At 33.3% G+C, this 22,938-nt stretch carries 16 protein-coding genes and 1 pseudogene; 9 read left to right on the top strand and 8 right to left on the bottom strand.

Features of this window, described 5'->3' with window-relative positions; all coding sequences use genetic code 11:
• Positions 1-277 precede the first annotated feature (277 nt).
• Positions 278-1,846 (top strand): T9SS type A sorting domain-containing protein, encoded by a 1,569-nt coding sequence (locus GMC_RS0104835; protein ID WP_010521075.1) that lies wholly within the window; start codon positions 278-280, stop codon positions 1,844-1,846.
• 177 nt (positions 1,847-2,023) lie between these two features.
• Here the strand turns inward: GMC_RS0104835 and GMC_RS22540 are convergent, their stop codons facing one another.
• Positions 2,024-3,823, bottom strand: a complete 1,800-nt coding sequence (locus GMC_RS22540) for a beta-galactosidase (protein ID WP_010521076.1) — start codon at positions 3,821-3,823, stop codon at positions 2,024-2,026.
• 31 nt (positions 3,824-3,854) lie between these two features.
• Complete coding sequence (locus GMC_RS20515) at positions 3,855-4,268, bottom strand: hypothetical protein (RefSeq protein ID WP_010521077.1); 414 nt, start codon at positions 4,266-4,268, stop codon at positions 3,855-3,857.
• A 184-nt stretch (positions 4,269-4,452) separates the two neighbouring features.
• On the opposite strand from GMC_RS20515, the gene GMC_RS0104850 reads away from it, so the two are divergent.
• The 6 genes from GMC_RS0104850 to GMC_RS0104875 all read left to right on the top strand — a co-directional run bounded on the left by GMC_RS0104850 (position 4,453) and on the right by GMC_RS0104875 (position 13,980).
• Complete coding sequence (locus GMC_RS0104850; protein ID WP_010521078.1) at positions 4,453-5,652, top strand: GAF domain-containing sensor histidine kinase; 1,200 nt, start codon at positions 4,453-4,455, stop codon at positions 5,650-5,652.
• A gap of 85 nt (positions 5,653-5,737) precedes the next feature.
• Complete coding sequence (locus GMC_RS0104855; RefSeq protein WP_010521079.1) at positions 5,738-6,754, top strand: aldo/keto reductase; 1,017 nt, start codon at positions 5,738-5,740, stop codon at positions 6,752-6,754.
• A 119-nt stretch (positions 6,755-6,873) separates the two neighbouring features.
• Complete coding sequence (locus GMC_RS0104860; RefSeq protein ID WP_010521080.1) at positions 6,874-8,301, top strand: glycogen synthase; 1,428 nt, start codon at positions 6,874-6,876, stop codon at positions 8,299-8,301.
• 7 nt (positions 8,302-8,308) lie between these two features.
• Positions 8,309-9,586: a glucose-1-phosphate adenylyltransferase gene (locus GMC_RS0104865; protein WP_010521081.1), complete on the top strand. Its 1,278-nt coding sequence runs from the start codon at positions 8,309-8,311 to the stop codon at positions 9,584-9,586.
• A 48-nt stretch (positions 9,587-9,634) separates the two neighbouring features.
• Positions 9,635-11,542: a 1,4-alpha-glucan branching protein GlgB gene (gene glgB, locus GMC_RS0104870; protein ID WP_010521082.1), complete on the top strand. Its 1,908-nt coding sequence runs from the start codon at positions 9,635-9,637 to the stop codon at positions 11,540-11,542.
• A gap of 38 nt (positions 11,543-11,580) precedes the next feature.
• Positions 11,581-13,980 (top strand): glycoside hydrolase family 31 protein, encoded by a 2,400-nt coding sequence (locus GMC_RS0104875; protein WP_010521083.1) that lies wholly within the window; start codon positions 11,581-11,583, stop codon positions 13,978-13,980.
• 94 nt (positions 13,981-14,074) lie between these two features.
• Here GMC_RS0104875 and GMC_RS0104880 read toward each other — a convergent pair whose 3' ends face one another.
• The 6 genes and pseudogenes from GMC_RS0104880 to GMC_RS0104905 all read right to left on the bottom strand — a co-directional run bounded on the left by GMC_RS0104880 (position 14,075) and on the right by GMC_RS0104905 (position 20,846).
• Entirely contained in the window at positions 14,075-15,802 is a 1,728-nt protein-coding gene (locus tag GMC_RS0104880) for a S8 family peptidase (RefSeq protein ID WP_010521084.1), read from the bottom strand.
• Between the two features lie 450 nt (positions 15,803-16,252).
• The gene (locus tag GMC_RS0104885; RefSeq protein ID WP_010521085.1) at positions 16,253-17,140 is read right to left on the bottom strand and encodes a tetratricopeptide repeat protein; all 888 of its coding nucleotides are present in this window, start codon (positions 17,138-17,140) and stop codon (positions 16,253-16,255) included.
• A 247-nt stretch (positions 17,141-17,387) separates the two neighbouring features.
• On the bottom strand, positions 17,388-17,747 hold the full coding sequence (locus GMC_RS0104890; protein ID WP_010521086.1) for a hypothetical protein: 360 nt from the start codon (positions 17,745-17,747) through the stop codon (positions 17,388-17,390).
• Positions 17,748-18,100: 353 nt separating this feature from the next.
• Positions 18,101-18,727, bottom strand: a pseudogene (locus tag GMC_RS19090) (carbonic anhydrase family protein).
• 29 nt (positions 18,728-18,756) lie between these two features.
• The gene (locus GMC_RS0104900; RefSeq protein ID WP_010521089.1) at positions 18,757-20,328 is read right to left on the bottom strand and encodes a SulP family inorganic anion transporter; all 1,572 of its coding nucleotides are present in this window, start codon (positions 20,326-20,328) and stop codon (positions 18,757-18,759) included.
• A 218-nt stretch (positions 20,329-20,546) separates the two neighbouring features.
• Positions 20,547-20,846 (bottom strand): hypothetical protein, encoded by a 300-nt coding sequence (locus tag GMC_RS0104905; RefSeq protein WP_010521090.1) that lies wholly within the window; start codon positions 20,844-20,846, stop codon positions 20,547-20,549.
• A gap of 400 nt (positions 20,847-21,246) precedes the next feature.
• Here GMC_RS0104905 and GMC_RS0104910 point away from each other — a divergent pair, with 400 nt between their 5' ends.
• Together GMC_RS0104910 and GMC_RS0104915 are read left to right on the top strand one after the other, a co-directional pair.
• Positions 21,247-22,410 carry a PQQ-dependent sugar dehydrogenase gene (locus GMC_RS0104910; RefSeq protein WP_010521091.1) on the top strand — a complete coding sequence of 388 codons (1,164 nt, stop codon included), beginning with the start codon at positions 21,247-21,249 and terminating at the stop codon, positions 22,408-22,410.
• A 6-nt stretch (positions 22,411-22,416) separates the two neighbouring features.
• Complete coding sequence (locus tag GMC_RS0104915) at positions 22,417-22,842, top strand: c-type cytochrome (RefSeq protein WP_010521092.1); 426 nt, start codon at positions 22,417-22,419, stop codon at positions 22,840-22,842.
• Positions 22,843-22,938: the final 96 nt, after the last annotated feature.

The following is a 22,938-nucleotide window of genomic DNA, read 5'->3' on the forward strand; positions in this document are numbered from 1 at the left end:
AGGGTTTATTGATCCTTTTTAGAAGCTTTTAATACTTAAACCGCTATAAATTAACAACTGTTCAACAAGGATAATACGCAAATATTTAACAAATTTTGGATTGCAATTTTGTAAATTTATGTTAAGTAAAATGGAAAAAGGATTAGTTTTCGTCTAATTGAATGATCAGAAACGCTATACAACTATAATATTATCTTAAACTAGCACCCTCAACTTCAAAATGTAGGCCTAACCAATACATTTGTTACTATTAATCACACTTACTAAATATAAACAAATGAAATCAAAAATCGTAGTTGCTGCGCTAGGCTTATTGCTTAGTGTACAAGCAACAATTGCTCAAACACCTAACCCACCAAGAGGAAAAAAATGGGTTAAAGTTAACGAATTATCAGACGAATTTAATGGTAACAAAATTGACGGAAATAAATGGTTTGATTACCATCCTTTTTGGAGAGGAAGACCGCCAAGTCAATTTAAAAAAGGAAATGCTACCGTTTCTGGTGGTTTCCTAAGATTAAAATCGACCCTGCAAAGAAGCCCCGAAAGTGTTCGTAATCCTTTATCAGACATATGGGTAGATGCTGCTGCTGTGGTTTCAAAAAAGAAAAATGCGCGTCCTGGTTATTATTACGAATGTTCAATGAAGACATCATCGCTATCCATGACTTCATCATTTTGGTTTAGAGTGGGTAGATTTTCGGAAATTGACGTTATTGAACATGTTGGTGCGCCAACGGGGAGCAGACATGAAAGAAACAGACAGCCACGCCTATACCATTCCAATACACACTATTACGGAAAGCATAACGGTGTAAGAAATGTGAGTGGTGAATCCAGACTTCCTGGAAATGGTAGAGATAATTTTTACACCTATGGATTTTGGTGGAAAAGTCCCAAAGAATTGATTTTTTACTTAAATGGTAAACAGGCACATAAAATTATACCTGCTCGTGATTTAGATGAAAATTTACACATGGTATTTGATACCGAAGTTTTCCCTTTTGCTCAAGCAGGAATTCCAACATTTGGTTTGCCTTTGCCTAAAAACCTGAATGACAACAGCAAAAATACGATGTTAGTTAATTGGGTAAGAACTTATAAATTGGAAAATGGAACCTCGCCGAATCCTACTCCTGCCCCAACGCCAACACCTGTGACACCACCTACTCAAGTAGGTAATGGTAACGCACCTATCAATACCACTATTTCATTGCGAAAAAGTGGAGGTGATAGAAAATTTGTTACTGGTGAAAACAACGGAAGCGCTTTAATTGCCCGAGGAAGTACTGTAAGAGGTTGGGAAAAATTTAGAGTAGAATCGCATCCTAAAGGAGGTATAGCTTTAAAGGCTTTGTCAAACAATAAATACGTTCAAGTACCTGACAGAAGTACTGATGCTCCTGTTAGACCTAACGGATCATTTAAAGGAGATTGGGAACGTTTTCAGTGGAAGTCTAAAGGAAATGGTAAAGTTGCCTTTAAAAGTATCCACACTGGAAAATGGTTACAGGCACCTTGGCTAACTGATAACACAGTTATAAGAGCGGTTGGCCCAAGAGATTTGGGTTGGGAAACATTTGACTGGAAAATTGAAAGTGGAAATAAAATTTTATCTGACTTAACCGAAGGACTTACTGCCTATCCAAACCCTGCAATTGATGAAATAACTGTTAATGGAACAAGCGATATTGATGTAAAGGTATATGATTTAAATGGCGCATTAGCACCAACAACTATTACTGGATCAACAAACAGCATTACTATCAATACAAGTAGCCTAACTAAAGGTGTATATTTTATTGAAACTAGTGCGGGTAAGAAAATTAAGTTTATCAAACAATAATAAAAAACAGCAGAACCAACTTAATATTTTCTCATGATGATTTAAAGGACTGTTCAAAAATTTGAACAGTCCTTTTTTTATTTACAATAGGGTTATCATTGATTTTTATTAAATCGTCTTTCATACAATTTTTCATTTATTTTTTTTGCAGCTTTTACCATATTTGTGTAGGGAATATCAGTGTTCCGGACAAATCCAACATTGTAATTTTCTCCATCGTAGGCACGACCTGAAATTGGAGAGTCGATATACTGAAACCAATGCGCCCCCCACAAAATAATTATTGTCAATTACAGATTCCATATACTTGGTATACATTCGTGCTCTATCCTTGGCATTTGCTGCCATAACCAAACCAGCATTAAATGTATCCGGGCCTACTACTCCTGCATGAAATTCTCCAATAATACTAGGCATATCAATAGTTTTTAAAAAATCCCAGTGTTTGCTACCAATAGTTTCCTCGTAGTAATTGTAACTCATTACATCGACATGTTTTTTTGCTGCTTTCACCACTTCTTGATTCATACCCCAGGCGGCAAATCGACAGCCCGTGTATAAATGATTGGGCATGTGCTTTTTCAATGCTAGCTTTGTTATTTCAAAATACTTGCTTGCAATTAACTCTAATAATTCGCTAAAATCGCGAACAATTTTTTTATTCAAGTTATCTTTTTTTGTTAAATCTACTCCAGACATTAAAACTTCCCAACTTGTAAAATGAGTTTCCCAAGCTTTATTCAATTTGTTAATTGAAGTATATTTTGATTGCAACAGCGTCACAAACTTCATTTTTGTAGGACTCTCAGTGGCATTCAATTTTAAAGCCTCAATAACAATTCCGTAGTGTCCTTTTAAGGAACCTGGCAACCCCCAGTTTTTTTCATTATCAATAAAAACTCCAATACAACAAGGGTTATTTTTAACTTCATTGGCAATATTTTTTACTGTTACTTCCGCACGATATTCAAATTCTTTATCAAAAACATCTGGAAATACTCCTCCCCAATAACCTGAAGGTACTGTTTTAAAATCACCAATGATCCAACCGTTAGCAAAGTATGGCATTTTATTTTGGTGGTAAAACTCCACGCCTGTCCAATTCCCGATAGAAGTAAACCTCCAATTTAAAAAACGATCCAAAGTAACCGTCTTCCATTTAGTTAAATGAGCCCCTGGAGTAATTTCTCCGTATTTACGTTCCAAATTTGCTTGGTAATGGCTAAATGTTTCTCCTTGCTTAAAAGGACTCAGGTAATGTTCTTTTCGATAACTGTAGTGATTGGCTAAAGGACTATCGTATGTTGGTAAATCCACAAACATAGCGTAGCGTTCGGGGTGAGCTACAAATGAAGTAGTAGTAACTGCTTTTTTCAAGGCAATCATTCCTTTAGAATCTTCAGGAGTAACATCGGCTTGTTCATCTTTTCTTACTTCATCATTTTTAAAATCCCTCCCCGTAAATGTAGTAGTGTTGGACATCCTTGCGTTAGCGATACCGTGCGAAAAAAACAAATAACCATCCGGATCAATCAACGTGAATTTGCTCCCTACTTTGCCAACCCTAAAGTAACCAGTGCCGTTTTGCTTCGGACCATTTAACCATCCTCCATATTTGCTTCTTCCAGTCATAGGACCTTCCTTATCCAATATTGCTAGTTCATTTACAGCAAGTTCCTTTAATTGTTTGTCTGAATATATTTTAGCTTCATAATCTTTTTTGGCAGGCTGACCGTAACCATCAACAATACCTACCAAGTAATCCTCAGGAATTTCTGGATTTTCAACTAACCGTACATTATCAATAATTATAGTTTTATTAACCGCTGGGTGCAACACGGAAAAATTAATTTCTGTAATTTCAGTAAGTTTATAAGGATGTTTCCCTCCCAAGTACTTCATATGTAACGCATTTGTTTTCCAAGGCGATGGATCATCCTTGAATCCGTTATCCTTATTTAAATATTTTCCTGCCAATTCAAAAAAAAGGTTTTAGTAGCTCCGCTTGCTATAGCTGCGGATCTTCTGACACTGTTTTTTTTCCTTTTATGGTAACAAATAGTTGTGTTGAATACTCTTTTGTAATGTTAGTAACATCAAAAACCAAACTGTAGTTTGTAAATTGTTGTGTGCTAATTGGTGTTGTAAAAAAGATAGCTGCACCACTTTTTTCTTCTCTCGCCTTAACTTCAATTTGTAAAGCTTTTTTTCCATTAGTATTCCCTTTGTCAAATACCGTAGTTACCTTAGCATTTCCAATAGTTTTTAAAGCTGTAATTGCATCATTTTCTTCAAAATTTAATAAAAGTAATTGTTTTTGCTCCTGCCATATATTACTGTTTTTATCAGCATTTACTTCTTGCCCAAAGCATATAAAAAAGCCACGTAGAATAAAAAGATAAAGTGTAGTTTTTAGTTTCACATAAAAAATAAAATTTACTTGAATGTTTTCGGATTTATAATCAACTAAATAATAACGATAAGTTTAATTTTAGAAATAATATGAAATAATTCTCTATCTATTTAGATATTATTATTTTAAAAAAATGTAATCCCCTTTGATTATTGATAATAAATAGTAAATTTATCCGAAAAAATTGTAATTAATGATAACCCCTGACTTTCCTAACAATGAGAGACTCCGCCAAAAAGCGGTTGAGAGTTATCAATTACTGGACACCAACCTGGAGGAAAAATATGATAATATCACTAATATATTATCGCAAATATGCAATACTCCTATAGCTTTAATTACGCTATTGGATAATGATAGAAATTTTTTTAAATCGCATCATGGAATTTCATTCAATGAATCTCCCAGAAATATTTCATTTTGTGGACATGCTATAAATCAAAATGAACCAGTTATGATTGTGCAAGATGCCAGAAAAGATGAGCGCTTTTATGACAATCCATTAGTTACGGATTTAAATGCCATTTTTTATGCGGGCGCACCATTAATTAATTCCAAAGGATATAAGTTAGGTACGTTGTGCGTGTATGATCACAAACCAAGAGTACTTACAAAAGAACAAATAAATGCTATTAAAATAATTTCAAAACAAGTAATAACTTTGTTTGAGCAACGCATTCAAAACAATAAACTTACTCTTTTAAAAGAAAGTTTACAGCGTAAAAATAAAAATCTTGAAAAATTTGCTGCTATAGTTTCTCACGACTTGAAATCGCCTGTAAATAATATTATTAGCCTTACCGAATTACTTAAAATTGAAAATCCAGATTTATCTAAGGATTCGTTGATGTCTATGAATTATTTAGAAAAATCGTCAAAATCAATAAAAAATTACATCGATGGTGTGCTGAGTTATTACAAAAGTGACGAATTATTGGAGCTAAAAAAAGAGCATTTTTTGATGGAACATTTAATTGAAGAATGTAAAAATTTAACCGACGTTAATCAAGAGGCTCAAATTAATTTAGAGGATAATGTAAATGAAATTTATTCCAACAAGTATGCTTTGGAACAAATTTTCACCAATTTGATTACAAATGCTATAAAATATAATGATAAAAAAAATATTGTTATAGCTATTTCCTGCAATCAGGATCCTGATTATTACTACTTTAAAGTATCTGACAATGGAATAGGAATTCCTGAAGAGTCCATTTCAAAAATATTTTGCTTATTTGAGCGCCTGGGTATTGAGGATAGATACGGAAACCAAGGCAATGGTATTGGTTTAGCAACTACTCACAACATAATTACTTCATTAGGCGGAGATATTACGGTGAGTTCCAAAATAAATGAAGGAAGCATCTTTAGTTTTTATATCGAAAAAGAATAAAATTTTTACAATTCCTTTAGTTAATAACGCTAGGCTTGCTTATTTAAATTCTGTAAATTGTTCCAACAATTAAGAATTTTACACAATGCGAATTAACGATAAATCCAATTATAAAGCATACGTTGCTGCAGAATACAGATACGAAACAATGCAATACAAACGCAGTGGAAACAGCGGTGTTTTACTACCTGCAATATCTTTAGGACTGTGGCATAATTTTAGTCATTTTGATCAATTGGCTAATGCCGATAATATTTTACGGACTGCTTTTGATTATGGAATTACGCATTTTGATTTGGCAAACAATTATGGCCCTCCCTACGGAAGTGCCGAAGAAAATTTTGGTACGCTATTAAAACGTAATTTTAGTGCTTACCGAGATGAGTTGTTTATTGCCTCCAAAGCAGGTTACGATATGTGGGCTGGACCTTATGGCAATTGGGGATCGCGTAAATATCTTATTTCTAGCATAGATCAAAGTTTGAAACGTATGCAGCTGGATTATGTAGATCTTTTTTACCACCATCGACCAGACCCTGAAACACCACTGGAAGAAACTGCCGTAGCCTTGTGCGATATCGTTAGACAAGGTAAAGCACTTTATATTGGAATATCAAATTATGAAGCTGACCGTACAAAAAAAATGGCTTCACTACTTACTGAATTAAATGTTCCTTTTATAATCCACCAAGCTAAATATTCTTTGTTTGAACGCGGTATAGAAAAAGAGCTTTTTGCTGCACTAGATGAAACCAAACTTGGTTGTATTGCTTTTTCACCATTAGCTCAAGGAATGCTCACTGACAAGTATTTGAATGGAATCCCAGCCGATTCCAGAGCTGGTAAAGAAAAAACATACCTGCAGCCCGAAACTGTAGCTGCAAAACTTTCTCAAATCAAACAATTGAACACCATAGCTGAAGGTAGAGGTCAAAAATTATCTCAAATGGCTATTGCTTGGATTCTTTCTAAAAAACAAATTTCATCGGTACTTGTTGGTGCAAGTTCTTCCAAACAATTAAAAGAAAATTTAGTGGCTATAAAAAATACAAGCTTTTCAGAAGAAGAACTGAAAAAAATTGATAAAATCACACTTATGTAACAGACAAATTTTCATATTAAAAATAAATTAAGAATTAAGTTACATTTAAGCTAACAACAAATTTAAAACACTTTTGCCAAACGGTAAACATTGGCTATATTTAACCACACATTGGGCTTATGAATAAAATTTTACATGTAGCAGCAGAATGCTACCCTATTGCAAAAGTTGGTGGTCTTGCAGATGTTGTCGGTGCACTCCCTAAATATCAGGAAAAATCGGGTATTACTTCGGAAGTTATAATGCCATTTTATCAAAAACCATTTACTCAAACTAATGAGCTCCAATGCATTTCCAATGATTTAGTTTATTTGGGACAAACTCCTTATGAATATGAAATCCTAGAGGTTCCAAAAACACATCTTGGATTTACTATTTATTTAGTCAAAATTGAAAATCTTACCGATCGTACCGAGGTATATGGTTATCATGACGATACGGAACGTTTTACTGCTTTTCAAAAGGTTGTTGCTGATTTTATATTGCAAATACAGCAAAAACCAGACGTAATTCATTGTCATGATCATCATACGGGTTTGCTTCCATTTTTTATTAGTTATGCTCATAAATATGAAAGTTTGAAAGACATTCCCACTGTGCTTACCATTCATAACGCACAGTATCAGGGTGAATTTAGTTTTGATAAACTCTATTATTTTCCTGAATATGATTTAAACCACTCCGGAATACTTGAATGGGATCATCAAATCAATCCATTGGCAACGGCCATTAAATGCGTTTGGAAAATAACCACAGTTTCACCAAGTTATTTGATTGAATTACAAAAAAATGCAAATGGATTGGAAAGCCTTTTATCTCACGAAAATAAAAAATCGCTTGGGATATTAAATGGTGTTGATCCTGAGGTATGGAATCCTAAAATAGACCCTTTACTTGAAAGCAACTTTGGACTACAAAATATAGCAAGTGGACGAAATGGAAATAAAGCTTGGCTTTGTAATAAATTTGATTTGGATAACACCAAACCACTTATGGCATTTATTGGTCGATTTGTGTATGAAAAAGGGTCTGACTTACTACCAGCAGTAATTACATCAATTTTTGATCAGCTAAAGCTTGATGTAACCGTTCTCATTTTAGGTAGTGGCGATAGTGGAACCACGGAACAATTAAAAGAGGTAAAGGAAAAATACAAAGGCAAATACAATCACCACATAGGGTATAATGAAAAATTATCCCATATTATTTACGGTGGAGCTGATTTTTTACTTATGCCGTCAAGGGTAGAACCATGCGGATTAAATCAAATGTATGCATTGCGTTATGGCATGATTCCTATTGTTAGTAAAGTTGGTGGTTTAATTGACACCATAACTGATGTGGATGCTAATGAAAATGGCTTCGGAATTACAATAGCCAATGTCAGCGTTCATGAAATTAGTTTTGGCATTCAGCGTGCGGTTGATATTTACAACAACAAATCGTTCTACAGTAAAAAAAGAAAACAAATAATGAAAATTGACAATAGCTGGGACAGTTCAGCTAAGCAATATATAAACATGTATCACTCACTTATAAAACAATAATTTAACAATGCTAAACAAAAAAGTTCTCAGTATTATCCTTGGAGGTGGCCGAGGAACAAGACTTGAGCCTCTTACAAGTCATAGATCAAAACCAGCTGTACCAGTAGCAGGAAAATACAGATTAGTTGATATTCCTATTTCTAACTGTATCCATAATGATTTAAAACGAATGTATGTTTTAACACAGTTTAATTCTGCATCCTTAAATTCACATGTAAAAAATACCTACCAGTTTAGTAATTTCAGTGATGCTTTTGTTGATATTTTAGCTGCGGAACAAACCCCAGATAATCAAACCTGGTTTCAGGGTACTGCGGATGCGGTAAGGCAATGTCAGCATCATTTTCATGGACATGAATATGAATATGCGCTCATTTTGTCAGGAGATCAATTGTACCAAATGGATTTAACCGAAATGATTAGTGCGCATGAAAAAAGTGGTGCCGATATTACCATTGCCACTCAACCTGTTTCTGCTAAAGAAGCTCCTGCTTTTGGAATATTAAAAACAGACGACGATAGTTTTATCCGAACTTTTACAGAAAAACCTCCTTTGGATAAATTAGCTGGTTGGGAATCGGAAGTTTCAGATGATATGAAAGCCGTAGGCAGAGAATATTTAGCCTCCATGGGGATTTATATTTTTAATAAATCTGTTATGGACGAAGCTTTAAAGAATACCACAACAATTGATTTTGGAAAAGAAATTATTCCTGATGCCATTACTAAAGGACAAAAAGTATTTGGTTATCAGTATGAGGGATATTGGGAAGATATTGGAACTATCAAATCATTTTTTGAGGCTAACTTAGCACTTACTGATGATATTCCTAAATTCAATTTGTTTGACAGGGATAATAACATCCTGACACGTGCACGTATTTTGCCTCCGAGTAAAGTTAATGTTACCACACTTAGCAAAGCTTTAATTAGTGAAGGCTGTATTCTTTCGGGTGACAGCATTGAACGTTGCGTCATAGGAATTAGATCGCGTATTGGGCGTAAAAGTATTTTGAAAAATACCTACATGATGGGTAGCGACTTTTACCAAACGCTAAACGAAGTAGCCGAACATGAAAAAAATGGTACTCCGTACGTAGGTGTAGGTGATAATTGTACCATTACTAATGCTATTTTGGAAAAAAATTGCTGTATTGGTAATAATGTTACTATTAATGGAGGAGATCACCTTAGCGATACCGAAACCGATACTTACGTAATTAGAGATGGTGTTATTGTTATTAAAAACAAAGCCATGATATTACCAAACACTGTTATTGGGTAAACTGAATAACAAATTAAAAGAAACTACTAAACAAATAGCATCGCATTAATGGAGCTTGTACAACCTTATTCTCTTTTTACCGATTTTGACATTTCTCTTTTCAAAAATGGCTCTCACTATAATTTGTTCGATAAATTTGGAGCCCATCCTTTAACAATTGATGGTGTAAAAGGCACCTATTTTTCTGTATGGGCGCCAACTGCTAAATCTGTTTCGGTTATTGGAAATTTCAACTTTTGGCAGGGTAACAATCATCAGTTGCTTGTCCGTTGGGATAGTTCAGGAATTTGGGAAGGATTTATTCCTAATGTCACTGCAGGTGAATTATACAAATACCGGATAGAATCTCACAATCAAGGAATTGTTACTGAAAAAGCTGATCCATACGGTAGACTTTGTGAATTGCCCCCAAAAACAGCGTCAATTGTTCAAAATCCATCTAAATATAAATGGAAAGATGATGCTTGGATGACGTACCGAAAAGATAAGAATGGTTTGGATAAACCCTATTCCGTATACGAAGTACATTTGGAATCTTGGAAAAAGAATGATGGTTATAAAAATTTAAGCTTTCGCGAGTTAGCTAAAGACCTGGTAAGTTATGTGTCAAAAATGAATTTTACTCATGTAGAATTTATGCCTATTATGGAATACCCGTTTTCTCCCTCATGGGGATATCAACTAACGGGTTATTTTGCTCCTAGTGCTCGCTTTGGAACGCCTGATGATTTAAAGTATTTGATTGATCAATTCCATAAACATGATATTGGAGTTATAGTGGATTGGGTACCCTCCCACTTCCCCGAAGACGCACATGGTTTAGGCTTTTTTGATGGTTCTAATTTATATGAACATCCTGACCCAAGGAAAGGGTACCACCAGGACTGGAAAAGTTTGATTTTTAATTACGGACGCAATGAAGTAAAAGCATTTCTTATTAGCAATGCGGTATTTTGGATGCAGGAATTTCATATTGACGCGCTTAGAGTAGATGCCGTAGCCTCCATGTTATATTTGGATTATTCTAGGGAGGAAGGTGAATGGGAACCTAACATATACGGTGGACGTGAAAATTTGGAAGCCATTGCATTTATCAAAGAATTCAATACAGAACTATACGCCCGTTTCAATGGTATCCAAACCATTGCTGAAGAATCCACGGCTTTTCCTGGCGTAACTAAACCCATTGAGTTAGGCGGTTTAGGCTTTGGTATGAAATGGATGATGGGCTGGATGCACGATACTTTGGATTACTTTGCTAAGGATACTATTTATCGTAAATACCACCATAACGAAATTACCTTCAGTTTAGCTTATGCATTTAGCGAAAATTTTATGCTTCCATTTTCACACGATGAAGTGGTTTATGGTAAAAAATCCTTAATTTACAGAATGCCTGGTGATGAATGGCAACGCTTTGCTAATTTAAGAGCCATGTATGGTTATATGTTTACCCACCCAGGAACTAAACTTTTATTTCAGGGTGCTGAATTTGGTCAAACTGAAGAATGGAACTTTCAACAAAGTTTAGATTGGCATTTGCTCGATTTTGATCCACATAAAAAATTACAGGCTTTTGTTGCTGACTTAAATGATTTGTATCAAAAAGAACCTGCATTATACGAAAAAGCATTTAGTCACGAAGGTTTTGAATGGATTGAGCATAATGATGCTGAAAAATCAGTGATTAGCTACATACGAAAAGGACACGATCCCAAAAATAATTTAATTGTTGTTTGTAATTTAACACCTTCTACAATAAAAAAATATAAATTAGGGGTAAATTCTAATAAAAATTTAAAAGAAATCTTTAATTCGGATTTAAAGAAATATCATGGAAGTGACATAAAAAATAGTAAATCAATAAAAGTTTCCAACAAAGGATGGCATTTTAAAAAATATTCAACCTTTATTACTTTACCTCCACTTTCTGTTATTGTTTTTAAACACGAATAAGTACCTTTAATAAGTATAAAATTGGAAAACCATTTCTTATGATATTAAATGAACATATAGAACGTAAAGGGAACATGTATCCTACCAAAGTGTTAAAACACGAAAAGGATATTGACACCTTTTTCTTTCACACTGAAAATGGAGTAATACTGCAACTTACTGTTCTTAGGGATAGCGTTGTACGTTTTAGATATTCGACTACAAATACTTTTGAAGATGATTTTTCGTATGCAATTGACAAAAAAGCTCTAAACGGCTATAATACCTTGGATATTGAAGAAACAGATGATACTTACATAATTACCACCGAAAAAATTGCCATTCATATTTTAAAAAGTAATTTAAAAGTTACTATTTATGATATTGAGGAAAATTGTATTATCCTTCAGGATGAACAAGGATTTCACTGGGAAGAAAGTTATGAGCTAGGGAGTGACATTGTTAAAATGAGTAAAATTTCAGCTGACGCAGAAAGTTTTTACGCATTAGGAGACAAACCCTTGCACTCAAATTTGAAAGGGAAACGAGTCGAAAACTGGGCTACAGATTCATACGCCTTTGGCAGCAATACGGATCCCATTTACAAAGCCATTCCTTTTTACGTAGGCTTACATCATAAAAAAGCTTACGGAGTATTTTTTGACAATACGTTCCGCAGCTATTTTGACTTCTGCCATGAGCGTCGAAATGTAACAAGCTTTTGGGCGCAAGGTGGCGAAATGAATTACTACTTCATTTACGGTCCAAAAATGGAAGATGTAGTTATCAAATACACACAACTTACAGGAGTGCCTGAAATGCCACCATTGTGGGCCTTAGGATTTCATCAATGTAAATGGAGTTACTACCCTGAAGCTAAAGTAAAGGAAATTACGGGTAAATTTAGAGCGTTAAACATCCCATGTGATGCCATTTATTTGGATATTGATTATATGGATGGTTTTCGATGCTTTACGTGGGACAAAGAGAAGTTTCCTGATCCCAAACACATGGTTAAGGAACTGTCCGACGATGGTTTTAAAACCGTAGTAATTATTGATCCAGGAATTAAAATTGATTACAACTACGATGTATTTTTAGAAGGCTTAGAAAACGATTACTATTGCAAACGTGCCGATGGACCATATATGAAAGGGAAAGTTTGGCCTGGGGAATGCTATTTTCCAGATTATACACGGCCTGAAGTTAGAGAATGGTGGGCAACCTTATTTAAAGGATTAATTGAAGAAGTTGGCGTGCGTGGTGTATGGAATGATATGAATGAGCCTGCTGTGATGGATGTTCCGGGGAAATCATTTCCTAATGATGTGCGTCATGATTATGATGGCCACCCATGCAGTCACCGAAAGGCACATAATATTTACGGTATGCAAATGGCACGAGCTACTTACCATGGTGTAAAACGTGCTGGCTACCCTACCCGACCTTTTGTTATTACACGTTCAGCCTACTCAGGAACTCAACGCTATACAAGTACTTGGATGGGCGATAATATTGCCACTTGGGAACATTTGGTAATTGCTAACCGACAAATTCAGCGCATGTGCATGTCGGGCTATTCCTTTGCGGGTACTGATATCGGTGGATTTGCGGAACAACCGCAAGGTGAATTATTTGCTCGTTGGATTCAATTAGGGATTTTTCATCCTTTTTTTAGAGTACATTCAAGTGGGGATCACGGCGAACAAGAACCTTGGTCTTTTGGTGATGAAATAACAGATATTTCGCGTAAGTTTATTGAAATTAGATATACTTTACTGCCTTACATATACACTGCCTTTTACAATTATATTAAGGAGGGCATTCCAATGTTAAAATCATTAGTGATATTTGATCAAGAGGATGTTCAAACGCATTACCGCACCGACGAATTTATTTTTGGAAACCAAATTTTAGTTTGTCCAATTAATGAACCCAATACCAAAGGGAGACGCATGTATATTCCTAAGGGCATTTGGTTTGATTTTTGGTCCAATACTGTAATTATGGGAGGTAAAGAATATTGGGTTGATGCTGATTTAGATTCCATGCCTATTTTTGTAAAATCAGGTGCAATCATACCGCGATATCCTGTGCAACAATATGTGGGAGAAAAAAATATTGAAGAGCTTCAACTTGATTGCTATTACAAAAATGGCATTGAAAAATCTGTAGTGTATGAAGATGAAAATGATGGCTATGGCTACAAAAAAGGAGTATTTAGCAAACGTGATTTTATTTACACGGGAAAAGATAATGAAATCACTATTCAGCAATTTAAAACAGGTAAATATAAAACTAGCTACAAATCTTTAAAAATTAGTTTAATTGGTAGTCCTTTTACCGTGAAATCAATGGAGCTGGATAATCAAAAATTTACTCCTGAAATTATTTATAAAGGTGGTGTAGCCGAATTTAATATTCCTAAAGATTTTACTGAATTACATATACTTGGTTAACCTTAAATATTTTACTTAGTACTTAATAGATATTATATAAATGACAAAACCCTTACTAGTAAGGGTTTTGTTATAAAATAATTTTACAATATTTTTATTTAGTAAATTTTAATGTTGTACTCTTTTTTGATGCCAAATCTTCGACATGTAAAAAATAAAATCCTTTAGATAAATGATTTATTTTATTTTCAGCTTTATTTTTATCCAATTTATCTTGAGTAATAACACCTCCTGATAAATCAAATATTGTGTAAGTCATTTGGTTATTATCTCCATTTATAATTATAGAGTTATCTGTTGAACTATACATAATTTGTACCATATCATCATTAGTAGTATCTACGGTATCAAAATCAGTTATAAATAATGTATCATCTATTAAACCTGCTGCTTTTCCAAAATCTGGTATTCCAAATCCCAATTCATTATCTGGTGTATTTGCTTGACTTGAAGCTTTTCTAACAATATCCATTATTTCAGACGGTGTTTTTTCTGGAATACTTTGCCATAAACATGCAATTGCGCCACTTATTAATGGAGCCGCAAAAGATGTACCGTCGTATTCCAACAAATCACCTCCCGTTAAATCAAAACCAATTGCTGTTCCTAATACACTTTGAGATAATGCTGCAACGTCGGGCTTTTGTCTGCCATCAGCACTTGGTCCTATTGAAGAATATCTCCATCTTTTATTATCAGCTTCCACCCCAGCAACACTTAATACGTTCGGAGAATCTGCGGGGGTTGAAATAATCTTCCAAGGATCTTGACCTAAATTACCTGCGGAAACAACTGTTAACATCCCTTTTTCTAAAGCTAAACTTGCCCCTCTGGCTATAAAGGATGTTTTCCCATCCATATCAGTTTTTTTATAATTGTATTTTTCTTCGTCAAATTGATCATAACCTAATGAGGTGTTTATTATATCAACTCCTAGACTATCTGCTCTTTCTGCTGCAGCTATCCAAAAAATTTCTTCTTTAGGACTTTCACTTTCCATTACTTCTGTAACAAAATTATAATACGATGCATCGGGTGCTGTTCCTACATATTTTAATTCATTTCCACTTGAAGTAAATTTACCATCAAAAAAACCTGCCATAACACTTAAAACTCCTATTCCATGTATAAAATCTATTTCATCAATTTTATTAATAAAATTATCTGATCGTTTATTGAAGTCATAACCTCCCAAAAACAATCCTTTACCTCTCATTCTTTGAGTAAGAATATCATTATTAAATTCTGTAAAATCAGAATCCATAATAGCTATAGTAATTCCCTTACCTGTAAAACCTTCGTTATGGAGAGCCTGAACATTAATTTGCTTATTTTGATCCTCAGAAAAACCATAATCAAAAGTTTCAGTAGATTTATTTTTTTCGACATCAATTTTAGTAGGCTCACCTAACCCCATTCTATATTTAAACTTTGGTATTTCATTTTTAACATCTTTGGGATTTAAGCTACGATCCATAAAAAATAGACTTTTGACAAAAGAAAGAGATAATAAAGTTTCGATATCAGATTTTTTACCCTCAACAAATATTCCGTTAAACCACTTAGAAGATGCTAAAAAAGTAATTCCTGACTGGTTTTTTATTTTAGTTATGTACTCTTGCTCTAACGGTAAATCTCTGTCATCAACTTTGATTTTATGCCTTCGTTTTCTTTCGATAGCTTTTAGTGTTAAAAATTTTTCTGGGGTATTAATTCTGCTTTCAGCATCTGGTTTTTCATTAAAAAAAACCCATGCTAATTCACTTTGAGCTGCTACTATTTCACCTAACAATATACAGCCAAATAAAAATATTTTTTTCATATTATTTTTTTGTGCAATATATAAATTAAGTAATATTTTTTACTATAATGTACTGTAGTCCAAATATATCCTTAATCTATAATACCCGAAATACTTAGAATATTTTAAAAGGTTTTTTTAATTTTGAGTATTTTCCCTAAAGACAAAACTAAATTTAAACATAACTAAAACACTAATTTTTAATGATTTGAAAAAAAAAGAAGAATTTGTGTAATTTGATATAAGATCCTAACAAACGTTTTTTTTTAGTAAGAATAAACTTTTAATAAAATAAATTGACACTTTATTAACTTATTATTAAGCAGTTACATTTAAATAATCGATAATGATATATACAATATGAATAGGATTTTTTCACAGGTACTAAATTATACCCTCCAGACCCCCTATTTCAATATCATTAACATCTTATTTTTTAATATTCTGTCCTAAACATACCTACACTCTTCATTAATTAATGCCTCTCAATTTTTTAAGTTGCTTTTTTATTTCAATATTACCACCATCTAATATTAACGCTTTCTTGTAGTTTTTAATTGCTTTTTTAATTTGACCTGAAGCAGTCAGTGCCTTAGCATAGTTTGCATATATTTTAGATTCATTTTCAAACAATTGGGTGTTAAAATAAAAAACAACCAAGGCTTTATCTATTCGGTTTGATTCTAAATACACCCTTGCTAATGTATTCAACTCACTTGAATTTTTTACTATCTTGCGCAGCTGTTCTATGCTATTGCTATCACTCATTAGACTTTCTATTGGGGTGGTTTTTAATAACTGAATCATTCGGTTAGCAGTGCGGTAGTTTGGCTCCGAAGGAACTCCTAATGCAATTTGAGCTACATCGGTTCTTAAACTGTTAATTGGTGACTCAATTATTCTTCCCAATTCCTGATCATCTTTATTAAAAATTATAGTTGGTAATCTGTGCACTTCCCAATCTTTTTCTTGTCCATTTGGGCTTTGTTTGTATTTGCCTTCAATAGAATCATACAAGGCAACAAAATTTAATTGTGTCCGCTTTAAGCCCAATTCATCCCAAAGTTTTACGAATTTTGGTACCCACTTTTTACTATCACTACACCAAGTTCCCATAAAAATTTGTACAGTAACATCTTTAAAGCGATTTGCCCAATCCTCTTTTATTTCAGAGGTCTTATATGCTGTATAATTTTTTACAAACCATTTTTTAAATTCAGGATCTTTTTCTAAATCTTCAATTTTAAAATTACCGCTCAAATGACTTTCCCCGTTGTTATTTGTGTAACGCACTAAATCTTGTGAAAAAGTGGCACTAAAAATTAGTAAGCTTAGTAAAAAGGATAATGTTAACTTCATTGTATATAATTATCGTGATGCCTGTTTTCACAGGACAAATTTAGCTATTTAATGCACTCACTTCCTGCGTAAGCGAAATACATCATAAAATGAATTACCACCCATATTATGAACTGAAAAGGCTATAATATTCATGTTTCAAATTTACTTATTTTGATGCGTGAATGATATAAATACTCATTGGAATAAAACGTAAATACGCTACATATTTACCACATCTTTTAATTCTATAATTTGCCAGTCAGGATTAAGACTTATCATATTTTCGGGTTGATCCAGAAGTTGAATACAAATTATACAAAGAATCTAACTGGGGTTGGTATGAAAGTGGCCTTTCCACAAAAATCTTATCGGGCTGAAATTGTGCTATTTTTTCTGATATTAACTCAAGTTCTTTCTGATATCTATCGGATATAATATCAATCTCGTTGGTTTGAGTAACATCTATTCCTCCTGTCTCATAATTATCCCAATGTGATGATCCAATAAGTAATACTTTCAATTTATGCCTATTATCTTTGCTTGTATCGTTTTCACCACTTTCTATTGTTATCCACGAAATCAACGATACAACTATTGCAAAAGGTAGTAAATAGTATTTTCCCATTAACATTTTTTATTAAAGTTAGTTTGTATTAAAAATACATACTCCTAAATCTATAGTATTACATAATAAGCACCATTTTAATTAAAATAAATTTAACCCATTGTTTTAATTTGATAGTAAACTTACTATCCTCTAAGTATTTAAAGCACTCCCTAAGATCTTCAAATTTAGCTTGTCTTATAATGCTTGTTTCACCAATTTATTTGATATGTAGTTGATGTTGAATTTCAGGCGAAACGATTCATCTATTAATGGACTGGATGACTTTTAAAAAGTATTTATTACTTCATTGATTGTTAAGTGTTAATCGTATAGCAAAATTTAATGTATAATCGGTGTAGTGCTATGTATTACTAACAAAAAGCAACCACACCAGTACTAATGTCATACATGCCACCAATAATTTGTAATTCGGCAATGGCTTCCAACTCTTTTAAAACTGGACTCTTTTTTCTGATAGCTTCCAGTGTCATTTCCACATTTTTTTGGGCAACTTTATTAACAAAATCTATATTTTTTGAAGTTCGCGAGGCTTCGTTCTTAGGTTCTTTTACTGCTTCAACATCAGGTTCTATCCTATTAATAAGTTCGGTCAAGTTACCTAACCGAACATGATCACAGGCTCCTTTTACGGCTCCACAAGCAGTATGCCCTAAAACCACTAAAATTTTAGTCCCTGCCAATTTACAGGCAAATTCCATGCTTCCTAAAATATCTTGATTAACAAAATTTCCTGCAATACGGATGCTAAATAAATCGCCAATACCTTGGTCAAAAATTAGCTCTGCGGACACTCTGGAATCAATGCAATGCAATACGGTTGCAAATGGATATTGACCCGAAGCCGTTTGTGCTACCTGATCATTTAAATTTCAATGCAGCATTTTATTAATTACAAAGCGCTTATTACCTTCTTTTAAAGCAGTCAGTGCACTCGATGGCGTCATCAGTGCTTGTGATTCTTTTGTATGTGCTTTCATAATTTTTTTATTAAATTATTATCACCAGACTAAGATTTGCTTTTAAAAATTTCAATAAAACTACTTGGGTTATCCAATACACCTTGATCTGATATCAATTTTATTTGAATATTTCTGTTTTTTGCTTTTTCAATAAAGTCTTCCAAAACCTCAATAATATCATTATCTAAATACCGTGTTTTTACAGCGTCTATTTCTAAATATGTATCTTTTGGAAGTGCTTCTAACTCCCTCATAATTGCCCCTTTATTGAAAAAGGTAAGCTCTTCAGCCAAATCCATTTTTACTTTATGAAATTTAGTATCCGTTTCCTTAATGTGCAAAAAATGAGAGTTTTGGTAACTCTTTACTAGCACAATAATAATTCCCACGGCAAGCCCTACTCCAATTCCCAAAAGTAAATCGGTAGCTACAATAAGAATAACAGTAATTAAAAATGGCACCCACTGTTTCCACCCCAAAGAAAACATCTTTTTAAATTTTGAAGGATGTGCCAGTTTATAACCTACAATAAGTAAAATAGCGGCTAATACTGAATAAGGGATTAGGTTTAATAAATTAGGAATGGTTATGACAGAAATTAGTAACAAAAATCCGTGAATTATTGCAGATAATTTAGTTTGTCCTCCAGATTGAATATTTGCTGAACTCCTTACTATTACCTGAGTTATGGGCAATCCACCAACAAGACCAGACAATATATTTCCTGCTCCTTGCGCCAGCAACTCCCTATTAGTTGGTGTAACACGCTTTCGAGGGTCAATTTTGTCTGTAGCCTCAACACATAGTAATGTTTCTAAACTAGCTACTAAAGCAATAGTAAAGCCGGTAACCCATATTTCCGTTTTAGTAATTACACTAAAATTTGGAAATCTGAATTGTCCCAAGAACGAATCAAAACTATCTGGAATAGGAACTTTAACCAAATGATTGCTTAAAATGCCCCAAGTTTCATTGCCCATGGTTATTACAGTATAAAGGACACCTAATACCACAGCTGCAAAAGGACCTTGTATCAAGGTAAAAATTTTGGCTTTTTTTGCCAATACGTTGTCCCAAAAAATAATTAATAACAAAGCAAAGACACCAATAAACAATGGACCCAATGAAGGGTTTCCTATTGAATTTATGATGGGCGTAAATAACGATTCAAATTCTACTTTAAAAAATGAAAATTGCCCCCCGGTCGCCTTGTCGTATCCAAAAAAGTAAGGAATTTCTTTTAGAATTATAATAATACCAATTCCAACCAACATTCCTTTTATCACGGAATTTGGAAAATAATATCCAATAACCCCTGCCTTTAAAATACCAAAAACTATTTGAATTACGCCACCTATTACTACTGCTACCAAAAAATTTTCGTATCCTCCTAAACTTGTAATTGCTGTTAAAACAATAGCTGCTAAACCTGCCGCTGGCCCACTAACACCTATTTGAGAACCACTTAAAGTTCCAACAACTATACCACCAATAATACCTGCTATCATTCCTGCAAAAGGCGGCGCACCACTGGCTAATGCGATACCTAAACACAAAGGCAATGCCACAAAAAATACAACAATACTTGCTGGTATATCGTTTTTTAAATACTTGAACATAGACTTACTTTTTCTGAGAATTTATACTGAATTTAACTTTTACTAACTGTATTACTTTAATTTTACAATACTTTTAAAACCACTGCTATTCCTAAAAGAATAGTAATTTGCTTGTCTGAAAATTTTAAAATTAAACCGTTGAAGTTACACATTAACACGACTTACAACAAGTTTTTTTTAACAGAAACAGAAATATATTAAGTAAAAAATTAATTATTCTAAATATAAAATTTAGGCGGAGGAGGTATAATTTCACTTGCAAAAAGTGAATGTCTAAAAAGATAATGGTCTATAATATTAATCTGAAGATGAACTATTTGTATGTGTTCAGGAGCTACTTTATTTCTAAAAAAAACATCGTTTATCTCTAATTCCGTCTTGGTTTCATTTTGATCTTCTTCTCCTACCTCATATAAAACAACAGTGTCCTTTGTAAATTCAAGTAAATTCAACACCAATGGCGTAAAAACAGCCAAAAATAGCACTATTGAGGCAATATGTAGGAGTTTTTTTTTCAATTTACCAAAGTTTATTTCTTGTAAATTTAGTATTTGTTTAAGAATTATTATGTTAAATATACATTAAAAATAACTTTTATTTATGTTACTCATAATAATATTTTATGTAAAAACTTACATTATACACAATATTGCTCATTACAACATAACAAAATTATAAGGGGCATAACTCTTAAAGTTTTTGTGAGCATTGTTACACTTTATCTAATTGTAAACTTAAAACTTAACCTCTATAAATTTTCAATTAAAAAATTACATAATAGCTTGTTAACTTACATAAGTTATTTAACGATCAGATTTGGAGTAAGCATTAATGATCGATAATTTCTGAGAATTTAAAGTTGAATAGTACTTTATATACCAGTAGCTAACTAATAAAAATTACCGTATTTTTATCCCTATGTATAGCTTTAGAACTTTAAAAAACAACAACTATCAGCTGAATGAAACGCTATTTTTCGGGCTGTTTATTTTACCATTTTTGTTTTGCAATAATGTATTTGCTCAAATTGAAACTCAATCAGTTGCATTAGTACATTCTAACGAAAGTTTTACTACGGAAATCGTTTTTGAAAATGAAAACATTATTTGGGGGTTTACTTGGTTGCCCGATAATAGTATACTTGCTTGCGAAAAAGAGGGGCGTCTTTTGCGCTATACTGATGGCAAAGTTAGTACCATTAAAAACGTACCAGAAATTACAAATCGCGGTCAGGGCGGATTGTTAGATATTAAATTACATCCTGAGTATAAAAATAACGGATGGCTTTATTTTACATACGCTTCCCCTGCTGAAGAAGGGGGTTCTAATACTGCTTTAGCCAGAGCTAAACTTGAAGGAGATCGGTTAAAAAACTTAGAACTATTGTATAAAGCAACTCCGAATTCACCAAAAAGTCATCATTTTGGATCCCGTATTGCTTTTGACGCCCTAAATAATGTTTATTTTTCCATTGGCGATCGCGGAAACAGAGATGCTAATCCGCAAGATATTACGCGAGATTGCGGAAAGGTTTATCGCCTTAGTGACCGTGGTAGTATTCCTGAAGATAATCCTTTTGTAAACGTAAAAAACGCAAAAAAGGCCATCTATTCATACGGTCATCGTAATCCACAAGGAATGACCACTCACCCAAAAACAGGTAAACTCTGGATACATGAACACGGCCCTAAAGGAGGTGATGAAATTAATATACTTAATAAAGGGAGTAATTACGGTTGGCCAATAATTACTTACGGTTTAAATTATGATGGTAGTACGATTACCACTAAAACGCATAAAAAAGGAATGGAACAGCCTTTCTATTACTGGACACCTTCAATAGCGCCAAGTGGAATGAGTTTTGTTACTAGTGATTACTACCCTAATTGGAAAAATCATTTATTAGTAGGTTCATTAAAGTTTGAATATCTTGAGCTTTTAAAAATTAACGACAATCGGGTGTATCAAAGAATTAAATTATTAGAAGATTTTGGTCGTGTTCGTGATATCCAACAAGGTCCTGACGGCTATATCTACCTTTCGGTAGAAGGAATAGGAATTGTTAAAATCATAAAAAAATAATATATCATGCATTTCATTATAAAAATCGTAATAGTATTACTATTAAATTGGCAGTACACAAGGACTAACACTACTTACACCTCTGTTGCTGATCAAAATGATAAATTACAGACCAGTATTGCTAATGGATCTATAATTTACAAAGATTTTTGTTTACAATGCCACAAAACTAACGGTAGTGGATCCAAAAATTACCCCCCTTTAGCGAAGTCCGATTGGTTGATAAACAGTATTCCACAAAGTATACACGCTGTAAAATATGGTTTAAAAGGAAAAATTACAGTAAATGGAAAAATTTATAAACGTACCATGCCTAAATCAGGATTAGAGGATGCTGAAATCGCCGACGTTATGAATTACATTATGAATAGCTGGGGCAATACACAAAAGACCATGATTACTCCAAAAGAGGTAAGTGCTATAAAAAAATAAGATGCTTCTATTTTATTGATTTTTTTAAAACAGCGCACATTAAACGGTTTCACAATCCTTTTATTTTGGTACTGGTTTTACTTTTATTTAATAAAT

The organism is Aquimarina agarivorans (assembly GCF_000218485.1).
Taxonomy (GTDB): domain Bacteria; phylum Bacteroidota; class Bacteroidia; order Flavobacteriales; family Flavobacteriaceae; genus Aquimarina; species Aquimarina agarivorans.

Excerpts from the sequence above, each read along its gene's own strand:
- GMC_RS0104860 (WP_010521080.1), top strand. The coding sequence starts at position 6,874 with ATGAATAAAATTTTACATGTAGCAGCAGAATGCTACCCTATTGCAAAA.
- GMC_RS0104855 (WP_010521079.1), top strand. The coding sequence starts at position 5,738 with ATGCGAATTAACGATAAATCCAATTATAAAGCATACGTTGCTGCAGAA.
- GMC_RS0104910 (WP_010521091.1), top strand. The coding sequence starts at position 21,247 with ATGTATAGCTTTAGAACTTTAAAAAACAACAACTATCAGCTGAATGAA.
- GMC_RS0104875 (WP_010521083.1), top strand. The coding sequence starts at position 11,581 with ATGATATTAAATGAACATATAGAACGTAAAGGGAACATGTATCCTACC.
- GMC_RS0104835 (WP_010521075.1), top strand. The coding sequence starts at position 278 with ATGAAATCAAAAATCGTAGTTGCTGCGCTAGGCTTATTGCTTAGTGTA.
- GMC_RS0104900 (WP_010521089.1), bottom strand. The coding sequence starts at position 20,328 with ATGTTCAAGTATTTAAAAAACGATATACCAGCAAGTATTGTTGTATTT.
- GMC_RS0104915 (WP_010521092.1), top strand. The coding sequence starts at position 22,417 with ATGCATTTCATTATAAAAATCGTAATAGTATTACTATTAAATTGGCAG.
- GMC_RS0104885 (WP_010521085.1), bottom strand. The coding sequence starts at position 17,140 with ATGAAGTTAACATTATCCTTTTTACTAAGCTTACTAATTTTTAGTGCC.
- GMC_RS0104880 (WP_010521084.1), bottom strand. The coding sequence starts at position 15,802 with ATGAAAAAAATATTTTTATTTGGCTGTATATTGTTAGGTGAAATAGTA.
- glgB (WP_010521082.1), top strand. The coding sequence starts at position 9,635 with ATGGAGCTTGTACAACCTTATTCTCTTTTTACCGATTTTGACATTTCT.
- GMC_RS0104890 (WP_010521086.1), bottom strand. The coding sequence starts at position 17,747 with ATGGGAAAATACTATTTACTACCTTTTGCAATAGTTGTATCGTTGATT.
- GMC_RS0104850 (WP_010521078.1), top strand. The coding sequence starts at position 4,453 with ATGATAACCCCTGACTTTCCTAACAATGAGAGACTCCGCCAAAAAGCG.
- GMC_RS0104865 (WP_010521081.1), top strand. The coding sequence starts at position 8,309 with ATGCTAAACAAAAAAGTTCTCAGTATTATCCTTGGAGGTGGCCGAGGA.